This window comes from uncultured Amnibacterium sp. (genome assembly GCF_964250715.1).
Classification (GTDB): domain Bacteria; phylum Actinomycetota; class Actinomycetes; order Actinomycetales; family Microbacteriaceae; genus Amnibacterium.
On the sequence record NZ_CAXUGX010000001.1, the window covers coordinates 353,418 to 367,430 of the forward strand.

The following is a 14,013-nucleotide window of genomic DNA, read 5'->3' on the forward strand; positions in this document are numbered from 1 at the left end:
AACGAGCTATATCTTGCGACGCGACGGGGATTGATTGCCATAGACCGATGTGTACCCGGACAGGCCGGAGGAACGCACCGGATCCGTCTACTAGGCGCGGACTAGTCCGCCATCGACCCAAATGGTCTGTCCAGTTACGAACGCGGCGTCCTCGGAGACCAAGAAAGCCATAACTCCGGCAAGATCTTCCGGCCGTTCAACGCGAGGAATCGCCTGCCCCCGAGCGAACTGGACCATCTCCTCGGGGTCCTCGAGCGACGTTGGATCGGCTTGACGGGACATAGTTCCGGGCGTTCGAGTGAGCCCCGGTGCGATCGCGTTGACGGTCACGCCCTGCGGTCCCAACTCCGTCGCAAGCGCGCGCGTGAGTCCGATTACGCCGCCTTTGGAGGCCGTGTAGTGGGTGACGCCGCTGATAACGATTCCGAATACATCGGAGGCTTGGTTCACGACACGGCCCCAGTTCCGCTCGCGCATACCCGGCGTAAAGGCCTTAGCGGTGAGGAACATCGAATCGAGGTTCACGGACAGGACCTTCCGCCAGTCTGAGAACTCGATCTCGTCCCAGGTCTGGAAGGGGTAGATGCCGGCGTTGTTGATGAGGATGTCGCAGCGACCGAGAGTCGAAAGCACATCCTTGCCGAGGTCAGCGACACTGCCCGGGTCACTGACGTCGACGATGAACGACGCCGACGCTCCGTCGAATCCGGCAATCCCGGTTGCAGTGTCGGCCGAGTCGGCGAGATCGGCGAGTGCAACCGTGTAGCCCTCCTTGGCGAGACGAGTCGCATACGCCCGTCCGATGCCTTGAGCCGCACCGGTTACGACGGCGACCTTGCCCTCAGGGTCGTGGTTGGCCATCTTCAGCTCCTTCGCTGTTTCTCGACACGCAGGCCAAGTCGTCGTCCTGATACGCGGCCGCACAATCTGTCCTGCAGAAGATTGTTCTGCACACTGTAGAAGGAGTGACCCTCTCAGTCAAGAAGCGTGTTCAAACGAGGAAGAGGCGCACCGATCCACCAACCCGAACGATGGCGGCACCCGTCCGAGGAGATCTGGGCGATGAGCGACGGAGGTGCTGAAGGCCTGAACCATGTCAGCCCTAAAAAATCTCGCCAGTTAGCGTATGTTTCTGCTGTGCAGAGTTTGCCGTCAGGTGGTGTGGGTCCTGAACCACTCGGCCTGCCGCAGTACCCGATCGAGTCGGTCGACAACGCCCTGAAGCTCATCCTGCTGCTCGGCGAGGAGCCGAACATCCGCCTCACTGACGCCAGCGCGTACCTCGACGTGGCGTCCTCCACCGCGCATCGGGTGCTTGCGATGCTGCAGTACCGTGGATTCGTCCGGCAGGACTCTCAGACCAAGGCCTACGGTCCCGGCCCGGCTTTGACCGGTGTGGCGTTCTCCGTCATCGGACGGATGAACATCAACCAGGTCGGGCGGCCCTTTCTGCAGGAGCTGAACGACTCGCTCAACGAGACGATCCACCTGGGGATGCTCGAGGGCCCGAACGTTCGCTTCATGGACGGGATCGAGAGCCGCAAGGCGGTTCGCGTCGCCTCGCGGCTCGGCAAGTCGCTGCCGGCGCACTGTACTTCGATCGGCAAGGCGATGCTCGCCGAGCTCTCCCCGGCCGAGCTCCACCGGCTCTATCCCGAGGCGACACTGGCGACACTCACGGAGAAGTCGATCTCCGACCGGGCGGAACTCGAGCGCCAATTGGCCAACACCAGGCGCATCGGGTATGCCGTCAATCGAGAGGAGAGCGAGGAGGGGGTGGCGTCCGTGTCGGTCGCGATTCCGACGAGCGTCCCGGGGCTTCGGCTTGCGCTCAGCATCTCCGCTCCCGCGACCCGCCTTCCCGCGCGAGCGGCTCGCGGTATGGCTGACGCACTGTTTCCGGTGGCGAGACGTCTTGGCGAGGCGCTGGGCTGAGGGAGTCCTTGACGGGTCGTCGGGCGAGCCATACAGTTTGCAGAATGCTCTTCTGCAGGACAGACAATGAAGTCGAGTCAGATGCCTGACACATCGGTGGCCGAACGCCCGTGGCGGACGCTGATCGGTGGCGCCCCGCTCGAGCCCGTCGGCGTGTACGCCGTTGAGAACCCGAGCACCGGGCAGCAGCTTGCCGAGGTTCCCGACGCGACCGCCGCCGACGTGGATCGCGCCGTCGAAGCGGCAGCCGCCGCGCAGCTCGCCTGGGCGAGGAGGACGCCGCGCGAGCGGGCGTCACTCGTTCGTCGGCTGGGGACACTGCTTCTGGAACATCGCGAAGAACTCGCTCGACTCGACTCGCTCGACATCGGTGCGCCGCTCCGCTCGACTCGCCTCGATGTCGAGGGCGCGGTCGAATTGATGAACATCTTCGCCGACTACGCGCTCGAACTCGGCGGCCGAACGCTGCCGGTCAGCAACAATCTGCACTACACGACGAGCGAGCCGTACGGCGTGGTCGCTCGTATCGGTGCCTTCAACCACCCGCTGTTCTTCGCCGCTTCGAAGGCCGCCGCGCCGTTGGTCGCCGGGAACGCGGTCATCCTGAAGGCGCCGGATCAGGCGCCGCTGTCGACGCTGCGGTTCGCAGAACTCGCGGCAGAAGTGCTGCCGCCGGACGTGCTCATCGCGATATCGGGCCGCGGCAGCGTGAGCGGTCGTGCGATCGTTCGGCATCCACTCATCCGCCGCATCGGATTCATCGGCTCGGCGGTGACGGGACGAAGCATTCAACGCGACGCGGCCGACGCCGGTGTGAAGCACGTCACGCTCGAACTCGGTGGAAAGAATGCTCAGATCGTCCTCCCGGACGCCGATCTCGCCGCCGCCGCCGCCGGTGCCGTGGCCGGCATGAACTTCACGGCGTCGGCAGGTCAGAGCTGCGGATCGACGAGTCGGCTGCTGGTGCATGAATCGATCGCGACCGACGTGCTCGAGCGAGTCGGAGCGATTCTGGCGGAGATCCGCGTCGGCGATCCGTTGGACGAGTCGAGCGAGATGGGCGCCGTGGTGTCCGAGGCGCAGTACGACAAGTCGATGCACTACATCGAGGTCGGTCTCGGCGACGGTGGACGCCTCGTCGCAGGCGGCGGCCGCCCGGACACGGTCGATGAGCACGGTTGGTTCGTCGCGCCGACGCTCATCGCCGACGTCGGAGCGCACAGCAGGTTGGGTCAAGAAGAGGTCTTCGGCCCGGTGCTCGCCGCAATGACTTTCCGCACGGAGGAGGAGGCGGTTGAGATCGCCAACTCGGTCGACTACGGACTGACCGCATCGGTGTGGACCAGCAACTTGTCCTCCGCGCATCGCATCGCGCGCGAGTTGCATGTGGGACACGTGCTCATCAACAGCGGCAGCCGTCACTTCTGGGGTCTCCCGTTCGGCGGAACGAAGTCGTCCGGTTTCGGCCGCGAGGAATGCCTTGAGGAGCTGCTCTCGTACACCGAGACCAAGACGACGACGGTGATGATTCCGTGAACGATGACGCGAACGAGTCCAGGTGGGGCAGCGATGTCGTCGCCGACTTCCTCCGCGAGACGGGCGTGCCCTTCATCGCCCTGAACCCGGGGGCGAGCTTCCGCGGGCTGCACGACAGCCTCGTGAACCACCTGGGCGCACAGGGCCCGGAGATCCTGATGTGCCTGCATGAGGAGCATGCCGTCGCCCTGGCCCACGGCTACGCGAAGGTGACGGGCACGCCGATGGCGGTCGCTCTGCACAGCAACGTCGGACTGATGCACGCGAGCATGGCGATCTACAACGCCTGGGCCGACCGTGTCCCGGTGTTCATCATCGGCGCGAACGGGCCGGTCGACTCCGCTCGTCGCCGTCCCTGGATCGACTGGATCCATTCATCGGGCGATCAGGCGTCGATCGTGCGCAACTACATCAAATGGGACGACCAGCCCGCGTCCCTCCCGGCTACCGTCGACTCGCTGATCCGGGCGTGGGACATCGTCCGCACTCCTCCGATGGCACCGACTTACGTCGTTCTGGACACCACGGTCCAGGAGGCCAGGCTCGAGCAGCCCGTCGCACTGCCGAAGCCGACGTCCGAGCCGGTCGTCACGCCGCCCGAGGCACCCGCCGGCATCGTCGCCGACGTCGTTGCACGACTCCAGAGCGCTGCGTCCCCCGTGTTCCTGCTTGGACGACTGAGCCGCAGTCCCGAGGACTGGGCACATCGTGTGTCATTGGCGGAGCAGGTCGGTGCTCGCGTCATCACCGACCTGAAGGCCGGCGCCTCGTTCCCGACCACGCACCCGGCGCATGTCCCGGGACCGGCGTTCTTCCTGTCAACCCATGGGCAGCGGGTGCTTGCGGAGGCAGACGTGGTGGTCGCCTTCGACTGGATCGACCTCGGCGGCACCCTCGCTCAGGCACCGGCGGTCGGAGCGCGCTACGTGGTGAACGTCAGCCAAGACGCGCAGTTGCACAACGGATGGAGCAAGGACCACTTCTCCCGCATCCCGGCCGACGTGACCCTGCCCATCAACCCAGATATCGGGGTGGCCCAGCTGGTCGCCGCGTCGTCGGCCGGTGCGCCGCTCCCGTCCGGCTCGGGTGGGTATCGCTCCAAAGCCTCAGGGGGCGCCTCGTCCGTGCTGGAGCGGACCGCGGCGGAAGCCGACGGCGGGCCCGCATCCGACGCGATCACGCTGCCCCTGCTCGCGCAGACCTTAAGAGAGGTTCTGCATGATGTCGACACCACGCTCGTCCGCCTTCCACTCGGCTGGGACGGTGCAGCCTGGCCGTTCGAACACCCCCTCGACTACCTCGGCTATGACGGAGGAGGCGGAATCGGCTCCGGACCCGGCATGCTCGTCGGCGCCGCACTCGCCCTGCGGGGCACGGGTCGAATTGCCGTCGGCGTGCTCGGCGACGGGGATTACCTGATGGGTGTGCAGGCGCTCTGGACTGCGGCGCACAACGCCATCCCGCTGCTGGCGATCGTGTCGAACAATCGCTCCTACTTCAACGACGAGGTGCACCAGCAGAAGGTCGCCGAGACCCGGGGCAGGGACGCTTCGCGCAAGTGGATCGGCCAGCGGATCGACGACCCGGCGCCCGATCTGGCCGGTCTCGCCCGTGCCCAGGGCCTCGAGGGGATCGGGCCGATCAGCGCAGTTCACGATTTGGCGAACGCCCTCCGCACGGCTGTGGACCTGTTCCGATCCGGGCGTCCCGTGGTCGTCGACGTCGTTGTCGAAACCGGATACAGCCCCTCCATGGCCGCCGGCCTCGTCCGCGAAGGATGAGCAGAAGCCGACGATGACGAACGAACAGCCTCCTGAGGAAGGACCTTCAATGTCAGACGATCCACGCGACCTCGTCGCGACGGCATCCCGGATTCTGGGGAACGCCGGGCACAGCGACCTGATCTGGGGCCACGCGTCAGCACGGGACGTGGAGGGACGGGGTGCGTGGCTCAAGTCGGCCCACTGGGGCCTCGAGGAGATCACACCCGACCGCGTCCACCTCGTCGGCTGGGACGGAGCACTGCTCGATGGCGGTGGACAACGGCACAGCGAATACCCGATCCACACCCAGGTCATGGCCGCCCGCCCGGACGTCGGGGGCGTCGTCCATGTCCACAGTCCCTATTCCGTCGCACTCGCATCGTCAGGGGCGTCACTGCGCCCGGTGAGCCACGCCGCAAATTTCTTCGCCCCACACGGTGTCCCGCGCTTCGTCGAGACGACCGACCTCATCCTCACCGAGCAGCTCGGTGACGCAGTCGCTGCGGCACTGGGTGATGCGCGCGCGGTTTTCCTCGTGAACCACGGGATCGTCACTGTCGGAGCGGACGTTCGCGAAGCGACGATCGCGGCGATCCTGCTGGAGATGGCCTGTCAGCAACAGCTCATCACCACCGGGTTCGGCGGGTGGCCGAGTTGGACTTCACCGGAGGAGTCGATCGCGAAGCGCGGGCACATCTATCCGGAGAGCTCCATCCGAGCCGTGTGGGACTACCTGGAACGGGGTCTCACGCCGATCGTGGAGCAGGTGTAGGACGGCGCCGGCTGCGTTACCGCAGATCGAGCTGCAGTATGTCGAGGCCGCCGTTCGCATCGACCACGGCCATCAGGCCATCAGCGGTCACGAAGACATCGTTGGTCTGCCGGACCGCGACCCGACCGGGCCGCGGGTCCAGCAGCGTGCTCGGGGGATCGGCTTCGAATCGGCCCACTTCGGTTGCCTCCCCGTCGGCGGCGACGCGGTAGATGAGCAATCCGGCGCCTTGGTGAGCGCTGAAGACGATGCTGCCGTCCATCCACGCTCCCGCCCGATACTCGTACAGGTTGTGCGGGCCGAACCGCGCACCTGCCACAGGCGACACCTCCGGACTGGGAAGCGTTCCGATACGTCGCGGATCCGATGGATCGTGGACGTCGATCATCGAGACGGACCTTCGCTGGGGCTCACCGGCACTCTCGATGCCTTCCTCGGCCACAGCGACCAACCCCATCTCGGGAAGAGGCAGCGACGTGTGCGCTGCGCTGCCCAGGCCGTCCGGGCCCGGCCAGACCAGGCGCGTCGCGGACCCGAGTGCACCGCTCGTCGCGACCGGCTGCACAGTGATGCCCCCGTCGCGCCACGCGCCGTACACGAAGCCGTCACGAACGATGGGGTGGTGCAGCGAGACCTTGAACTCGTCCGGCCACGTACGCAGAGCCTCCTCGTTCGGGCCCATGCCGGGAATCCAGTACCGGTCGACCTCGAACGGTTCGGTGGGATCGGAGAGATCGAGTACGAGCAGGATCCCCTCGTCGAACCCGTCGGGAAAGGCCGAGACGAAGGCGAGATCCGAACCCTCGAACCAGATCCGGTGCACCCCCTGGCCGCCGACGTCGGCGAACCCGATCTCACGTGGATGACCGGGCTTCGACACGTCGTAGATACGGACGCCCGCGGCGTATCCGCTCACGGATTCGAAAAGCGACCGTCCGGGATCGAAGCCGATCGGCGCGGCCCACATGTCCGGACCGTTCGACACGAGCAGCAGGTCGCCCTGCACCTGCAGGTGGACCGACCAGGAGTTCGGGGGCGCGGCGGTGAAGCTCAGGACTCGAGGGCGCCGGGGGTCGGTGAGGCTGACCTCGGTGAATCCGCCGGAGAACAGATGGGCGATGAAGACGCGATCGCCTGTGCCGACGACCTGGAGACCCTCAGGTCTGCCGTCGAGATCGGAGTGGCCGACGAACTGCACGCCTTCGAGTCGCATCGCCATCATCATACAGAACCTTGATCTGCACGACAGAGAATGAAGTGATACCGGTGACATCATCAGAACTGTTCCCCGCCGACCGACGGTCGGCGCTCGTCCTGCTGCATCTGCAGAACGAGGTGCTCGATCCGGACGGAATCGTCGGCCGGCGCGGTATCGCCGCCGTGGCTGAATCGTCCGGCGTAGTCGAGGCGGTGCTCCGCGCGATGAGCGCGGCGCGAGCCGCCGGCGTACCGATCATCCACGTCGTTCTCGTTGGACGAGAAGGCACCTGCACGTCGACCGCGTTGAACCTGCGGGCCGGGGTGGTCGAGGGCTTCCAGCCGCACAGCTGGGGCGTCCGGGTCGTCGCTCGGCTGGCGGCGGACGACGCGATCGTCATCGAGCACGACACCATGAGCGGCTTCGCGGGGACCGACCTCGCTCCGATGCTCCTCGGACGCGGCATCGACCGAGTCCTGCTCGGCGGCGTGAGCGTGCACCTGGTCGTTGCGGCCACCGCGTTCGCGGCGGCCGATCTAGGGCTGGACGTCGTCCTGCTGCGGGACTGCTGTGCCGCGCCGAATGAGCGCACTTCGGACGCAGCCTTCGCACAGCTGTCCGCTGTCGGAAAGGTGATGTCGACGCTCGAGACGTGAGCTGAACCCTCTGCTCGGCGGAAGCCTTCCCACCGCTCAGCAGCGCGCCCTTGTCCTCACGGGAGCATCCTGACTAACATCCACCCAACAGAGATTGTTTCTGCTTCAAAGAGGAAGTGTTCGCGTGTCGAAGATCGACCTGGGGCGAAAGAGTGCACCCGTGCACGGAGATCCCACACCACGGTCCGACGATCCCACCCGCGACACCCGAGGTGCCGCCGTCCCCAGCACTCGGTCGGCCGCTCGCTCGATCGCCGGGGCCGTGCGGACGTCGTCGCTCTCCGCGCGACTCGGAATCATCGCTGCGCTGCTGATCATCGTCTTCGTGACCGGCGCACAGCACCCGCAGTTCTTGACGGTGACGTCGCTTGCGAACGTGGCGCAGCAGGCGGCGTTCTTCGGGATCATCTCCCTCGGCATGGTCTTCCTCCTCGCGATGGGGGAGGTCGACCTGTCGGTCGGCGGCAACTACATGGTCTGTGCGGTCGTCGGGGCGCTCGCGATTCAGAGCGGACTCGATCCCTGGCTGGCCGGCGTTATCTCGATCGTGCTCGGTGCGGGCCTCGGGTTCGTCAATGGACTGCTCGCGACAGTCCTCCGTGTTCCGGTCATCATCGTCACGCTCGGCACCTTGACGCTCTACATGGGCCTCGGACTCGTCGCCTCCGGCAGCAACTCGATCACCGACAGTCCGTCCGACACGTCGATGTTCGACGTCCTCGGCAGGAGCTACCTCGGCTTCCCCGCGATCGCCTGGGTTCTCGTCATCCTCACCGTCGTCCTCGCTCTGGTCTTCACGCGGAGTCGCTTCGGGTTCGGCGTTCGCGCGATCGGCTCGAACAAGCAGGCTGCGATCCTTTCCGGGTACCCGACGGCACGCATGCTCATGCAGACGACAGCGCTGGTCGGGGGTCTTGCCGGCGTCTCGTCGGTGATGACGGTGAGCTTCTTCGCCGGAGCCGACCCGAACCTCGGCAGGTCCTACGAACTCCTGGTCATCGCCGCAGCCGTCATCGGCGGAACGTCACTCACCGGGGGCTCCGGCACAGTGGTCGGGGCGATGCTCGGCGCGTTCGTCATCGCCGTGATCAATGCCGCCCTGCTCCAATTCGGCGTGTCCGCAGACTGGACGACGCTCGTAACAGGTGCGGTCATCGTCGCCGCGGTGGCCCTCGACGCGATCGTGCGCCGCGTCCGGCGGCAACCGTGAGCATCGCCCCCGCTCCGGCGGAGGTAGCCGAACCGCTGCTGTCGGTGCGCGGCATCGAGAAGCGATTCGGTGGGGTCCACGCCCTCGCCGGCGTGGACCTCGACATCGCAGCAGGCCGAGTGACCGCGCTCGTCGGCGAGAACGGTGCCGGCAAGTCGACCCTGATGCGGATCCTCGCCGGGGCTGAGCGACCCGACGCCGGCAGTCTGCTGCTCGGTGGGGAACCGATCGCCCCCCGAGCGGTCGACGAAGCCAACCGGATGGGCATCTCGATCGTCTTCCAGGAACTCAGCCTGTTCCCGCACCTGTCGGTCGCCGCGAACATCTTCAGTCGGCGTGAGCCCGGCCGCGTCGGCTTCGTCGATCAGCGGTCAATGGCGAGCAGGGCGAAGGTGCTGCTCGATCGGGTCGGCAGCGCTGTCTCGCCGACCACCATCGTCGGCACGTTGAGCCTCGCCGATCGCCAGCTCGTCGAGGTCGCCAAAGCCCTCGCGACCAATGCCCGACTCCTCATCCTCGACGAGCCGAACTCGGCGCTCCGCCCTGCCGAGACGGCCCGACTCCTCGAGGTGGTCGACGACCTGCGCCACCAAGGCGTGGGTATCGTGCTGGTCTCGCACCGCCTCGAAGAGGTCTTCGCCATCGCCGATGAGGTCGTGGTACTCCGTTCCGGCGCTGTTGTGAAGCACACCCTGACGACCGACACGTCGATGGCGGCGGTCGTCGCTGACATGCTGGGCAACCCCTCGGGCGTCGTCGAAGCACCCGCTGCGCGTCAGGCACCCGACCCCCGCGATGAGCGACGGCTCGCTCTGACCAGCGTCTCCGTCGCCGGCCGGATCGACGACGTCTCGTTCGAGGCGCGTCCCGGGGAGATCGTCGGCCTGGCCGGGCTCGACGGGGCCGGGCATGCGGCTGTACTCGACCTGCTGTTCGGCCGGGTCCGCGGTACTGGAACGGTGGTGCTTCCCAACGGCAAGCGGTTGCCGCGCAACGTCCGTCAGGCGGTGAAGCGAGGGATTGCTTTCGTGCCCTCGGACCGGAAGAACGAGGGGCTCATGCTGGCCCAATCGATCGCGGTCAACCTGTCCCATGTCTCGACGGGCTCGATGGGACGATTCGGCGCGCTGGTCACGGCGGGCCGGCTTCGAAAGCGTGCGGAGATGCTGCGGGACGAGCTGCACATCCGGATGGGTGATGCGGACGACGGAGCGAACACCCTGTCCGGTGGGAACCAGCAGAAGCTGGTGTTCGGCAAGTGGTGGTCGATGACGAACGACCTCGTCCTCCTCGACGATCCCACCCGCGGTGTCGACGTGGGAGGAAAAGCCGACATCTACCGCCTCATTCGGGAACTCGGTGATCGCGGCAGCGTCGTCCTGCTGATCTCCAGCGACCTGCTCGAGCTCGCGGAGCTCTGCGACCGCGTCCATGTGTTCCACCAGCACAGAATCACCGGATCCATCGACCGCGACGGCCTGTCGCACAGCGTGCTGCTGCACGCCATCAACACCGGTGCCGTACCCCCGAGCAGTCGATCGACGTCGCTCGACCATCCGCGCCCGATGTCGGACGCGGGCGCAAGTCATGAGGAGACACCTTGAACGGAATCCGTATCCGCCGCACAGTCATCGCCGTCGCGGCGGTGAGCGCCATCGCCGCACTGACGGCCTGTTCGGGGTCGAACAACGGCTCGGCGGCGCCGCAGAAGTCCGCGGCGACGGTCAAGCTCCCGTCGATCGGAAGCGCCCCGGCAACGATGCGGGTCGACCTGCTCACGCTCCAACGTCTGGGTCTCCCGGCCGATCAGAACCTCGGCGCCAAGCTGGCGGCATCCAGCGCGAACGTCAAGTCCTACAACTGGTTCGGTCCTCCCGGACTGAACCCGCCGACCGAGGTGGCCGCGCTCCAGAGTGCCGCCGCCGCCGGGTCGAACGGGATCGTCGTCGGTGCCTTTCCGGCAGAACTGTTTCAGCGCCCGATCGACGATGCGGTGAGCAAAGGGATCACGGTCGAGACGCTCGATGTTCCGGCACCGGCCTCGCAGGCCAGCGCGCACTTCGGGCCATCCAAGTTCGCCCTGGGTGTCGCTCTGGCAGACGACTGGGCGAAGGTGCTCGGCAAAGGAGCCAAGGGATATGTGCAGCCCGGCGTCTGCGTGCCTGGGCTACCGGTACTCGACGCGGTCGTGCGTGGTTTCAAGAGCGAGATGACCAAGCTCGAGCCAGGCGTGACGACGAAGGCTGCGCTGAACGTCACGGGAGACCCGGCGAGCAACTTCACGTCGTGGCAGCGCGTGACCACGCAGGAGAGCGACGCATTGGGATTCTTCGGCGTGTGCGACCAGGACGCGCCGAACCTCGTGAAGGTGAAGAAGTCCTCGAACGCGAAATACCTGATCGGCACGACCAGCGGTGACACGGCCTCGACCATCACCGAGGTGAAGAACGGCACGCTGAATACCGTCGTCTCTCAGGACGGGTTCGTCCAGGGCTACACGTCGATGTATTTCTTGCTCCAGCACCTCATCAGCAAGAAGCCCATCCCGAAGGGCTGGTTCAACACGGGCCTGCAGGTCATCACGAAGTCGAACGCGGACGCTGCCCTCTCCCGGCTGAAGGCGACCGACCCGAAGGTGTCCTACCTCTACTACCAGTCGGTGATCGACAAGCTGCTGACCGAGAAGCCGACCGAGTCCCCGGCAGACGCCCTGACGTCCTCGGCCGCCGGGCCGACGCCCGGTCAATAGCGCCCGTCGTGAATAGCAGGGGGTCGCGCGGAATTCCGCGCGACCCCCTGCTACTTCGTAGCTCACAGCGGGCCCCTCCGTGTGGAAGTGGGGCGCGGCTGGCGGCCGTGCCGTCAGTGCATCAGCGCGACCGCTTGTCGCGCCGGGGCCGCAAGCATGAAATTCGAGAAGAATTCGGTGATCAGGTCGTATGCGCCGAGCGGCAGGACGGCCGCGACGTACTGATCGGGCCGGACGACGACGGCGGCGCCGCGCCGGCGATCGATGCCGCGCAGGTCGAAGACGTCCGTCTCGGACGATCGCAGGTCGGGACAGAACGCCTTCTCGTAATCGACGAGCCCATACCGCCCCTTGCGGGGCAGCAGCACCGCCGGCAGGACCTCGGGCGTGATCTCGTGGTGGCTCTGCTGGAAGACCGCGCGCAGATCGAAGACGGCGTCCACGTCCGCGAACTCGGGGGTGAAGCGCCGGGTCGGCGACTCGGGTGAATCGGCGAGGAAGTCGCACAGGCCACGGAGCCCGCTCGACGCTTCTCGAGGATCGTCGGCGTCGGCGAAGGCGTAGATCCGCCAGCGACCGTCTGCCTGGGCGACGTGTCCGAGTTGCATCGGTTTGGCGTCGGCGAGACGGATCACCGGCGCGGAGTGGAATCGTTCCCCGATGGGGAACCCGCTCGCCAGATTCTGATACGCCGACTCCCCGCGAAGGACGGAGCGCTCGTACCGGGTCGCGACTCCGGCCGTGTAGCGCCCGCTCTCGATGAAGCGGGCCTGGAACTGCTGAGGATCCACCCCGTCGTCGGTCGCCCGCGTCGGATCCTTCGGAGGCGTGCTGAACATCTTCGCGAAATCGCGGTCGAAGTCGATCAACGCGGCAGCGACGGCCTGCCGCTCGTCCGAATAGGTCCTCAGCAGCGAGGGACTGCTCTGTCCGCGAAGCACGGCGGCCAGCTTCCAACCCAGATTGAAGGCGTCCTGCATCGACACGTTCATGCCTTGGCCCGCCTTCGGGCTGTGGGTGTGGCACGCATCCCCGGCGATGAAGATGTGCGGCTCGTCCTGGCCCTCATCGAACACGTCGTCGAAACGGTCCGTCAGACGCTGCCCGATCTCGTAGACCGACCACCAAGCGATCTCCTGCACGTCGAACGAGAAGGGGTGCAGGATACGGCGCGCCGCGGCGATGAGCGTGTCCGAGGTGATCCCCCTCGCCGACACGCGCTCGCCGGGGCCGAGCTTGTCGAGCTCGATGTAGAGGCGAACCAGGTGACCTCCCTCACGCGGGATGATCAGGATGTTGCCGCCGTTCGAGGACTGCACCGCCGTTTTGAGCCGGATGTCGGGGAAGTCGGTGACTGCCAGGACGTCCATCACGCCCCATGCCTGGTTGGCGGCATCGCCGCGCAGCGATCGGCCGATCGCGGTGCGCACCGCGCTCCGCGCGCCGTCGCACCCGACGACGTAGCGGGCTCGAACCGTCGTCGGAGTGCCTGTCGGGGTGCCGTCGGACGCGAGCTGTCGGAGCGTGACCACGACCGGGTGAGTTGCGGCGGGTTCGACCTCGATCCGCTCCACGCTTCGGCTGTAGTCGGGCGTCAGCCGGCTCGGGGAGTTCGCCATCACTGCGAGCAGGTGGTCGTGAACACGGGCCTGATTGATGATGAGGTGGGGGAACTCGGACAGTCCCTCCTCCGTGTCCCGCACCCGACCGCTTCTGACGATGCGCGTCCGGTCGGATTCGTCGGGGCGCCAGAAGACCGTCTCGTTGACCCAGTACGCCTCACGAAGCAGCCGCTCGCTGAAGCCGAACGCGTCGAACATCTCGACGGTCCGGCAGGCGATTCCATCCGCCTGCCCTAGTTCGAGCGGCCCTGCCTTCTGCTCCACGATCCGAGTGGTGATGTCCGGGAATGCCGCGAGCTGGGCCGCGAGGACCAGGCCGGCCGGCCCCGAGCCGACGATCAGCACGTCGACCTCGTCGGGCATCGGCGCAGCGGATGCGGTCGCGCGAGCCGCATCCGCGCGAGCGCGGTCCGGATCGCCCGGCTGGAATCCGTCGAGGTGGAACTGCACAGCGAGCCCTCCATGAGCAATCGGCACGAACGGTCGAGCACCGCCATGCGCATGGGTCGGAGCCCGATCCTTCGGTCCGGCGCCCTCGTCGGCGACGGGCAGACCATCGGTTCCAACCAATT

General features: G+C 66.6%; 11 protein-coding genes. 8 read left to right on the forward strand and 3 right to left on the reverse strand.

The genetic code is table 11. From position 1 onward, the window contains the following. Positions 1-90 precede the first annotated feature (90 nt). Positions 91-861 (reverse strand): SDR family NAD(P)-dependent oxidoreductase, encoded by a 771-nt coding sequence (locus tag ACFE7H_RS01635; protein WP_375399446.1) that lies wholly within the window; start codon positions 859-861, stop codon positions 91-93. A 201-nt stretch (positions 862-1,062) separates the two neighbouring features. Here ACFE7H_RS01635 and ACFE7H_RS01640 point away from each other — a divergent pair, with 201 nt between their 5' ends. The 4 genes from ACFE7H_RS01640 to ACFE7H_RS01655 all read left to right on the forward strand — a co-directional run bounded on the left by ACFE7H_RS01640 (position 1,063) and on the right by ACFE7H_RS01655 (position 6,006). Beyond that, positions 1,063-1,935, forward strand: coding sequence for an IclR family transcriptional regulator (locus ACFE7H_RS01640; RefSeq protein ID WP_375399447.1), 873 nt, complete (start codon positions 1,063-1,065; stop codon positions 1,933-1,935). A gap of 81 nt (positions 1,936-2,016) precedes the next feature. Further along, positions 2,017-3,471, forward strand: coding sequence for an aldehyde dehydrogenase family protein (locus tag ACFE7H_RS01645; protein ID WP_375399448.1), 1,455 nt, complete (start codon positions 2,017-2,019; stop codon positions 3,469-3,471). After that, positions 3,468-5,252: a thiamine pyrophosphate-binding protein gene (locus ACFE7H_RS01650; RefSeq protein WP_375399449.1), complete on the forward strand. Its 1,785-nt coding sequence runs from the start codon at positions 3,468-3,470 to the stop codon at positions 5,250-5,252. Before ACFE7H_RS01645 ends, ACFE7H_RS01650 begins: the two co-directional genes overlap by 4 nt. A 49-nt stretch (positions 5,253-5,301) precedes the next feature. Next, positions 5,302-6,006 (forward strand): class II aldolase/adducin family protein, encoded by a 705-nt coding sequence (locus ACFE7H_RS01655; protein WP_375399450.1) that lies wholly within the window; start codon positions 5,302-5,304, stop codon positions 6,004-6,006. 16 nt (positions 6,007-6,022) lie between these two features. Here the strand turns inward: ACFE7H_RS01655 and ACFE7H_RS01660 are convergent, their stop codons facing one another. Beyond that, the gene (locus tag ACFE7H_RS01660; protein ID WP_375399451.1) at positions 6,023-7,219 is read right to left on the reverse strand and encodes an LVIVD repeat-containing protein; all 1,197 of its coding nucleotides are present in this window, start codon (positions 7,217-7,219) and stop codon (positions 6,023-6,025) included. 53 nt (positions 7,220-7,272) lie between these two features. Here ACFE7H_RS01660 and ACFE7H_RS01665 point away from each other — a divergent pair, with 53 nt between their 5' ends. The 4 genes from ACFE7H_RS01665 to ACFE7H_RS01680 all read left to right on the forward strand — a co-directional run bounded on the left by ACFE7H_RS01665 (position 7,273) and on the right by ACFE7H_RS01680 (position 11,819). Beyond that, the gene (locus ACFE7H_RS01665) at positions 7,273-7,860 is read left to right on the forward strand and encodes a cysteine hydrolase family protein (RefSeq protein WP_375399452.1); all 588 of its coding nucleotides are present in this window, start codon (positions 7,273-7,275) and stop codon (positions 7,858-7,860) included. Between the two features lie 160 nt (positions 7,861-8,020). Further along, on the forward strand, positions 8,021-9,070 hold the full coding sequence (locus ACFE7H_RS01670) for an ABC transporter permease (RefSeq protein ID WP_375399453.1): 1,050 nt from the start codon (positions 8,021-8,023) through the stop codon (positions 9,068-9,070). Beyond that, positions 9,067-10,674, forward strand: a complete 1,608-nt coding sequence (locus ACFE7H_RS01675; protein WP_375399454.1) for a sugar ABC transporter ATP-binding protein — start codon at positions 9,067-9,069, stop codon at positions 10,672-10,674. The genes ACFE7H_RS01670 and ACFE7H_RS01675 overlap by 4 nt, the downstream gene beginning before the upstream one ends. 155 nt (positions 10,675-10,829) lie before the next feature. After that, positions 10,830-11,819: a sugar ABC transporter substrate-binding protein gene (locus ACFE7H_RS01680; protein ID WP_375399455.1), complete on the forward strand. Its 990-nt coding sequence runs from the start codon at positions 10,830-10,832 to the stop codon at positions 11,817-11,819. A 113-nt stretch (positions 11,820-11,932) separates the two neighbouring features. Here the strand turns inward: ACFE7H_RS01680 and ACFE7H_RS01685 are convergent, their stop codons facing one another. Further along, entirely contained in the window at positions 11,933-13,891 is a 1,959-nt protein-coding gene (locus ACFE7H_RS01685) for an FAD-binding monooxygenase (RefSeq protein WP_375399456.1), read from the reverse strand. Positions 13,892-14,013 lie beyond the last annotated feature (122 nt).

Excerpts from the sequence above, each read along its gene's own strand:
- ACFE7H_RS01635 (WP_375399446.1), bottom strand. The coding sequence starts at position 861 with ATGGCCAACCACGACCCTGAGGGCAAGGTCGCCGTCGTAACCGGTGCG.
- ACFE7H_RS01660 (WP_375399451.1), bottom strand. The coding sequence starts at position 7,219 with ATGCGACTCGAAGGCGTGCAGTTCGTCGGCCACTCCGATCTCGACGGC.
- ACFE7H_RS01640 (WP_375399447.1), top strand. The coding sequence starts at position 1,063 with ATGAGCGACGGAGGTGCTGAAGGCCTGAACCATGTCAGCCCTAAAAAA.
- ACFE7H_RS01680 (WP_375399455.1), top strand. The coding sequence starts at position 10,830 with ATGCGGGTCGACCTGCTCACGCTCCAACGTCTGGGTCTCCCGGCCGAT.
- ACFE7H_RS01645 (WP_375399448.1), top strand. The coding sequence starts at position 2,017 with ATGCCTGACACATCGGTGGCCGAACGCCCGTGGCGGACGCTGATCGGT.
- ACFE7H_RS01655 (WP_375399450.1), top strand. The coding sequence starts at position 5,302 with ATGTCAGACGATCCACGCGACCTCGTCGCGACGGCATCCCGGATTCTG.